Annotated in this window: 3 protein-coding genes; 1 reads left to right on the forward strand and 2 read right to left on the reverse strand. The window is 53.1% G+C overall.

The window, feature by feature from the left end:
• The first annotated feature begins 91 nt into the window (after window positions 1-91).
• Window positions 92-2,845, forward strand: a complete 2,754-nt coding sequence (locus tag HUU59_10085; GenBank protein NUO19785.1) for a DUF2961 domain-containing protein — start codon at window positions 92-94, stop codon at window positions 2,843-2,845.
• Window positions 2,846-2,918: 73 nt separating this feature from the next.
• Here HUU59_10085 and HUU59_10090 read toward each other — a convergent pair whose 3' ends face one another.
• Window positions 2,919-5,486, reverse strand: a complete 2,568-nt coding sequence (locus HUU59_10090; protein NUO19786.1) for a S8 family serine peptidase — start codon at window positions 5,484-5,486, stop codon at window positions 2,919-2,921.
• A 383-nt stretch (window positions 5,487-5,869) separates the two neighbouring features.
• Window positions 5,870-8,224 (reverse strand): T9SS type A sorting domain-containing protein, encoded by a 2,355-nt coding sequence (locus HUU59_10095; GenBank protein NUO19787.1) that lies wholly within the window; start codon window positions 8,222-8,224, stop codon window positions 5,870-5,872.
• Between the last annotated feature and the right edge of the window lie 214 nt (window positions 8,225-8,438).

The following is an 8,438-nucleotide window of genomic DNA, read 5'->3' on the forward strand; positions in this document are numbered from 1 at the left end:
TCTTTGCCTTGGAAACTTGGAGAGTTGTTTTCCCCGCCATCCGACATTAACTTATATTTCTAAGGCCGTTTTCATACACCTATCCCAGCCAATGCCTCTTTTTCTGCTCCTGCTTTTGACGTCAATTGCTTCCGGTCAGACCTACTGGGAGTACATGCTCCATCCTGAACGGCTGTCTTATGCCCTTGCTGCCGAAATTCAGCACTTCTCAAGCTGGGCCAGAAACGGCAGCAATAGCGACCTCGGCCACTATTATGGTGCTGACCAATATGGCCACCAAAAACTCTGTGATGTCCAAGGTCCCGGTGTGGTCGTGGCTATGTGGTGGACGCAGGACAATCAGACGTCGCAGTGGCGTTGGCGACTGTATGTGGATAACAATACAACCGCTTTGATAGACACTCCTCTGGTCTATCCGTTCGGTGAAATGCACCCCTTCTTGCCCCCAGTTGCCGATAGCTCTTCCGGCGGATATTTCAGCTATGTTCCTATTCCGTTCCAAAACAGTCTCCGGATCACATACAACGATTTTCGCGACATCTATTTTCATGTCACTGTATTGAAACTACCCTCCGGCACTATCGTTGAGCCCTTCACCATGCCGCCAAGCCCGCAGTACTTGACCATGCTTGACTCGCTCGCGGATCGACTGTCGACTCCTCAGACTCCTATCTACGTCCCCACAGTTGATGTCATTGACACAACCGCGGCATTGCCGCACGGACAAGACATCTCTGCCCTTGAATTCGACGGCGTTGGCCAGACGCGCAGGCTTCTGCTGAAGCTGAATAACCGCACACAGCAGGTCTTCGAGAATTTCTGGATTCGAGTGTATACCGACGGGTATCCATTGCCTGATATCGAAGGCCCGATTTCCGTAGCACTCGGCACGCCGATTGGATGGCGACCCTATCGTTCTACGGTAACCGGATCTGTCGGTGACACCCTGTATTTCAACTTGCCTATAGTCTTTGACAAACGCGTCCGGATTGAATTTGAAAATCTGACTGGTGCTTCGCAGACGTTGTATGCAGGTTTGGAAATCGCAGACGGCAGCCCCGGTCCCTTTAGACTTCACGGGCAATATCGCGAAATGAACCCGACTCGCTTGTGGTCAAACTATCTCATCGCCGACTTCGATGGCCCGGGCAACTATGTCGGAACCGTTCAAGACATGCAGCAGCCGGACAATCATGTTCTTGAAGGTGATGAGCTTTTCTATATTGACGGCGAATCTACCCCGTCGTGGCATGGAACCGGAACGGAAGACTACTATAAGGGCGGTCGCTACTGGACTCCGGTGTATACACAATTGCCGTTGCACGGCTGCGTGGCCTATCTTGCCGACACGGCTGCGGCGTATCGCTGGCACAACAACGACCCTATCCCGTTCGAGACACGTCTCCGGTATGAAACGGAAGTCGGTCGTTTCAACAATCTCTCCGGTCATTACCGTACGATGGCTTATGCCTACCTTCAGCGTCCGCAATGGAAGATTGTTGATGCAAGTGGAGACGGTGCCACGCACTCAGGCGAGCAATTGAGACTGGTCGGCGAGAACATTGATCCCGAACTCCCCATTGTCGGAGCCAGGCTTGGAGATTTTCAGCTCTCGCTCGTGGATGCATCGCTTATTGCTGTCAACGGCGATTCAATTCTTGACGCGAAATTCTACACTCCCGACAACATGACCGCCGGAGTCTATCCCTTGATGCTCGTGCTGAACATTGGCTCAGACTCACTCTACGATTTCGATACCCTTTCGGTGGCCTGGCAGCATCTCGGCGGGCCGTCACTCTGGTTCCAGCCCAAACGCCCCGACATCGGCAACGTCGTGTTCGCCGGTGACTCACTCGATATTGAAATGCACGGGCTTCACGTCGGCGAATCGGCGAGTGCCGCAATCAACGGTATTCCCTGTCCGTGGGTGGGCGCGGTACCATCAGCGGATATTTTCGGCAAACTCACCGGAGTAATCCGGGTTCCTGACGGACTTTCTCCCGGTGACTATCTCGTCACGGCAACTCCGCAAACCGGTCTCGGTGCAACCTCGGACAGTCTTCTTCACTATCGCAACTGGTTCCGGGTTGAAGGTGAAGTTCTGCATCACGCCGGTTGGTCTGGTGCCCGCATCAAGGAAGAGTGGTGCCGCGATTGGATTCGTGCCGACAACACCGACCCATGGGGAAGGATGTCCTGCTACGTGTTCACGGGCAATAGCACGTCAAGCTACGTTAACCTTCCGTTCTGGTCTCCTTCAGGAGGAACCTATCAGGCCAAGTACTTCTTTGGCAGGACTTCGAACGCCGCTGTCGTTACCGTGCAGGTCAACGGCGAAAACAGCCTTGTCGCGCAGGACATGTATCAAAATACTCTCTATCAAAGCTGGGTACGTACCGACACTCTTCACGGCGGCACGCATACTCTGACTCCGGGCCAGAATTTGCTGACGCTGCGTACGGTCGGCCGTAATGCTTCCAGCACCGACTGGAAGGCAATTTTCGATCAGGTGATGTTCATCGCCATGGAGACTCCGGCGTCCAAACCGGCGGTCGTCGAAGATGTCATTATCCAGCAACTGGATTCGCTCGTGCGCCTGACTTGGCTGCCGGTGGAACGTGATATTGACGGCGCACCGTTGACGCCCTATGCCTACGACGTCTTCCGTGCCGCTCCCGCGGATTCCCTTTGGTATTGGCATGCCGAAGTCCCCGGCACTGAGACGACGTGGACAATACCGGTTTCAATTGGTGATTGCTTCGATTTCGTAATTGTCGCACGGCGCGGAACAAACCTTCCCGCCAGCTCGCTGTCCCGCCGTCAGCTTGATCGCGGCATGGAATAGTTATCAAGTACGTTCATAATGCAGAAGAGCCTCTGATTTACAGAGGCTCTTCTGTTTGCAGCATGATTCGAACTTATCTTCCGTTCAACCCGATAGGCCGGGATGGTGCGGACATCAACGTGCCGTCTGTCGCAACGACAACAAAATATCTTTGGTCATACACAGATACCGGAATGGACACGCTGTTGCTTGCGGTCGTCGCTTCAATCGTCGCATACGGCCCGTCAAACGTCTCTGAACTCAACAGCCGGAACATCGGTGCGGTTCCTTCCCAGGCAAAGTCCAGCTCATTGTTGTCCGCGTCATAAACGATTGTCAATGACGTCGGTGCCGACACGACTGAATTCGAATAGCCGACTCCGGTAACATCGTCGACATACCATCCTTCCTGATTCGCACCGGCATCTGAACCGAAACGGAATCGCAGCTGTACGTCCTGTCCTTCATAAGCGGACAGGTCTAGCGTGTACTGAGTCCACGTCGCAATGGAACCGGCCAAACAACCAACACCGGGCACCGGCCCGCTGTAGGGATTACCTCCGCCGGCGCTGTAGCGAAATGCCTTGTTATAGGAGGGCGTGGGCGTTACATGTGTCCACGCGCCGCCGTCCACCGAAATCTCCACCATGCCGCCGTCGTAAGCGGAATCAGGATATGCCGTGGAGGTCTCGGAAGTAATCTGCGTCACAAAGCTAAGCTGCGCGTAGGCGGGCAGATTCGTCATCACGGGAGACGTCAGACGGGAATCGCAAAGATTTGCGTAATTACCCGTGCCGGTGTCACCGCACTTGTACGAATTCGCGCCCGTATTCGCGCGCTCCGTTGAAATATGCCAGTTGTCCACCCAGCTCGCGGGTGCATCATGCGTCCAGCCCGGTGCGCCGGCTTCGAAACTTTCAGATATAAAGTTCACCGGAGTCAGCGCTGTCAACTGAGCGTTAACGATGACTGTATCCCCGACCGTCACATTGATATCAAACACAGTATCCGGCGCAAATCCGATTTTGAAGAATTCGACATCATACGTACCGCTTGCGAGCGCAAGGTAATACTGACCGTTGGCGTCCGTCATGGCGAAATTCGGACCGGACAGAATCTTCGCGCGCACTCCCGATAACGGATTCGCGCCGTCGGTGACCACACCACCGATTCGGCCAAGGTTCGACACCGCAAGAACCGCCTCATAGGCTTGAATCACACCGTAACCATACGTGTTGTCTTGTCCTGCCGGGCCTTGATCAAGCGCCGTTTGCATGATGGCTTCCTTGATCGTGATGTGATCGCAGTTCGGGCAGGCTTCGCGCATCAACGCGACCACACCCGCAACGTGCGGACCTGCCATCGACGTGCCGGAATAACTTCCGTCATAACCGCCTCCTGGAACGGACGAATACACGTTCACACCAGGTGCGGAAATCTCGGGCTTGAAGTTATCAGGAACCGCCGGAACACACGGTGTTGGCCCTAAGCTTGAGAAGCTCGCAATCGGATAGGGCGGCAAACCGTCCTGTGCATCAACCGCTCCAACTGAAAAGATTTGATATGCATTGATGGAGTGAATCGCCGGTGTGCGGTGACCGGACGAACCTTCGTTTCCGGCCGACCACGAAATGACCGGACCGACTGCTTCACAATTCAAGATAAAGGTATTCCAACGAGTGTCACACTGCGTATAGCCCGAGAAATTCTGATTCACGCCCCACGAATTCTGTATTGCATCAGGAACATCGTCCAGCGAGCCCGGATCACCGTCGGGATCTGCAAACCACTGATAGTCCGCGATGATATCATTGTCAAAATTCGTTCCCGTGCCTTGATTGATCGAATTGGTCGCAATCCACAGCGCGTTCGGCGCGCCGCCGACGGTATTCGTGTCATTGCCGGAAATCGCGCGGCCGGTGATTGTGCCCATCACGTGCGTGCCGTGTCCATTTCCGTCGGAAGGAAAGTTCGGAGCCGAACCCAGAGCGTCTCGCCAGCACTCCGCTGCGGGAGCGGTCAAGCCGCGCCAGCGTGACGCCAGCGCCGGGTGATTGCCGTCTACACCCGTATCGCAGTTGGCGACCAGCACACCCTGACCCGTAATACCAAGTTCGCGGTTGACTCGCGTCGTGCCGATGGCATCCTGATCCGGCGTCGTCGTCTCATTGTCGAGCGGATTACGCCGCGGCGGTCGGACCGAACCGTTCTCCGAACGAATCGGCTCGAAGAGTTCAGGCTTGAAGTTCAGAGTCACATATTCAATGTCGCCCCGTTCGCGCAGCGACTCGATATAACTCTTCTGTGCGTAAACAACCACCAGATTGTCAATCCAGTAGCTTGTATAGCCTTTCACGGTGCCAAGTTCATTCTGCATGTCAAGCTCGGCCAAAAATGCGGGCTGGTTCTGTGCAGCGTTGTATTTCAGCGCCGCAATTACTTCCTGGTGACGCTCGGCCAACGTGGCTTTGCGTGTATGCAGGGCAAAATCAAGTGTGCGAATATCAATAGCGCTCGGCAGAATAATAATGGTGCTGAGGAATTCATCACTCTTCCGAAGTGCAAGTTCATCGTCAAGTCCCGGTGCGAATTCCGCTGCATAAAGTGCTGTCGTTCCGATTAGGCATAGCGCCAGAAGCAAATACTTGGAACAGGTTTTCATGTTGCTTTCACCTACAGTTACACATGTTCAAGGCACCTCACGAGAGAGGGTATCATTGTAATTTACGCTCATTCTTCCGGCAAGGCAAGTGAAATATTCGACTTTCAAAACTGACCCCGCCATGCCTCCCGAGCTTCATCCCGGGTGTCCTAAGTTCAATGCCAATTCAATCTAAGGTAATTGTGAACATATGTTTATGTAAATATGCAGTTTTTGAAACAAAATGTTAATTCATTAGTTCAAATATTGTACATCAGATGCAGCATTTGTTTTGGATTTCCCCCAAAGCAAAGCGGGCCACCTGATTGGGTGACCCGCTTGAACTTACAAGTCAGTCAGACGAAGCACCCGCGCAAACGCCTTGGGTGCAGCGTCCGCGTTGATTACTTGACAAGCAGCATCTTCTTCGTAGCGGTGAACTCGTTGCCGATCTTCACCGTGTAGAAGTACAGACCGCTGGTCAGATTCGATGCGTCGAAGCTGACCGTGTGACGCCCGGCCGACTGAATTCCATCCACAAGTTTCCCCACAACCTGTCCGGCAATGTTGTAAACGACGAGATTTACCATACCCGATTCAACCACGTCATAACTGATATTCGTGCTCGGGTTAAACGGATTAGGATAATTCTGATGCAACGCGTATTCCGTGACAACTGCGGAGGAGGACAACGGCGTCACTTCTGCCACTGTGTTCCATGCCTCTATCGATCCGGAAATGTCTATTACTTCGAGGCTGTAGATGTATGTTCGCCCGTTCACAACATTCTCGTCCAAGAAGGAATAGGTGGAACCAGTAGAACTGTTAGTTCCACCGACGGTGTAAACGGACTGTCCGTCGCGTAGCAGTCGGAAGTAGTCAATCTCGGATTCTGATGCGGTACCCCATTGGATCAGCGCGGCGTTGTCACGCGGCTGGGCCTCAAAGAACGACTCGACAAATCCGATGTTGAAATCAAAATAGTCGCACAGGCAAACGCAGCAATTCAGATATCCCGGATAAATCCAGTTGCACCAGTAACCGTTCAATTCGTCATACATCCACGCGTCATTGTCAAATGTAAAGGGACCAGTCGGACACTCACTATTGCAGTCCCCTGCATCGTGCGAACAACCCGGCAGTACTATTGCGGCTGGGTAAACGCCGTCCTCAAACGGACCGTAGCAAATTTGCACAGGTGTATCCGCGCAGAGCGACAAACAAGTGTAGTGCGGCCCGTCAGCCCAGTAGTCCCAGCCGTTAATCACCTCAAAGAAGATGTACGAAGGTTCGTCGCATGGGCCGGTCGTCATGAATGTGTCTTGCAGACAGATGCAACCGTCAGTATTGCCCGGGTAGATCCAATTGCACCAAAGACTATTCAGATCGTCATAAACCCAGGCGTAATTATTAAACGAGAAAGTTGCGGGGGTACAATCCGAATTGCAGCCGCTCTCACCGTGTGTGCATCCGGAACGAACCGTGGCAGACGGGATAACATCTGGGGCAAGCGGGCCATAGCAAACTTGTACTGGTGCGCTGGCACATACGGGAATGCATGTCCAATGTGCTCCGTCCGCCCAGTAATCCACTCCTCCTACCGTCTCGAAACTGATATACGTCGGTTCGTCGCAGGGAGGAGTGGCGACACTGAAGGAATCCTCCAGACAAATGCAGCCATCTTCATCACCCGGATAGATCCAGTTGCACCATAGACCGCTCACTTCATCGTACGTCCAATTAAAGTTGTTGAAAGTGAATGATGCCGATGTACACTCGGTGTTACAGCCGTCCTCGCCGTGTGCGCATCCCGAACGAACCGCAGCAGACGGGATAACATCTGGGCCAAGCGGACCATAACATATCTGCACGGGCGCACTTGCACAAACAGGAATGCACGAGTAATGCGGACCATCTGCCCAATAATCAACTCCGTTGACCGTCTCGGTGAAAATATATGTCGGCTCGTCGCAGGGAGGAATAGCGACACTGAAGGAGTCTTCCAAGCAAACGCAGCCATCCGTTTCACCCGGATAGATCCAGTTGCACCACAGACTGTTCAGATCGTCATAAACCCACGCATCGTTGCTGAACGTGAAGGGGACAGATTGGCATGCGCTGTCACAATCTCCTACTTCGTGCGTGCACCCAGAGCGGACGTTGGCATACGGAATTACATCCTGGCCAAGCGGACCGTAACATATCTGCACGGGCGCATTTGCACACACGGGAATGCACGTGAAATGCGGCCCATCCGCCCAGTAAAGGACGCCATTGACTGTTTCAATGAAATAATAAGTCGGTTCGTCACATGGAAAGACGATCTCTTCGCATGACCAGCCACCTACTTCATATTCGTTCAGTCCGTTTTCAATCGTGATCACGGACGAAGTCCATCGGGCATGTCCGCATTCAACGACGATGTAGTAACGCGATGGTTGCGGAGTGGTTGTGACAATCGTGAAGGCTGGATCTGTCATAAATCCACCGGGGATTTCCAGGATGTCCTCGCCGTTAATTGGAAACGTATTGAAATTTGCTTGTCCAAATTCTTCCCCCACCGGAACAGGTAAGTCAGCAGGGTCAGGACCATTATCGTCTTGATCCCAGAAAATCACTCCGGTACAATGGGCACCCAGCGGTTCGCCGCCGTCACAATCCGTTGTCAAGGGGTAAAGTGAATAGAGGATAGCGTTGAACTGCGCGTGGGCTGAATATGCTGCCCCGAGGCAGAAGTAAACAATAATTAGACGCTTCATTTGTCACCTCAGTGATAATGAGATGCTGTTGTAAGGCATAAATAAGAGGACACAGGTTACTTCAATCTAATGCGAGAATCTCGTAATAGCAAACAATTTCAAGATTGTCCAAAATAAGCAAAGCGGGCCACCCGATTGGGTGACCCGCTTGAACTTACAAGTCAGTCAGACGAAGCACCCGCGCAAGCGCATTGGGTGCAGCGTCCACGCTGCT

This window comes from bacterium, assembly GCA_013360195.1.
Classification (GTDB): domain Bacteria; phylum Electryoneota; class RPQS01; order RPQS01; family RPQS01; genus JABWCQ01.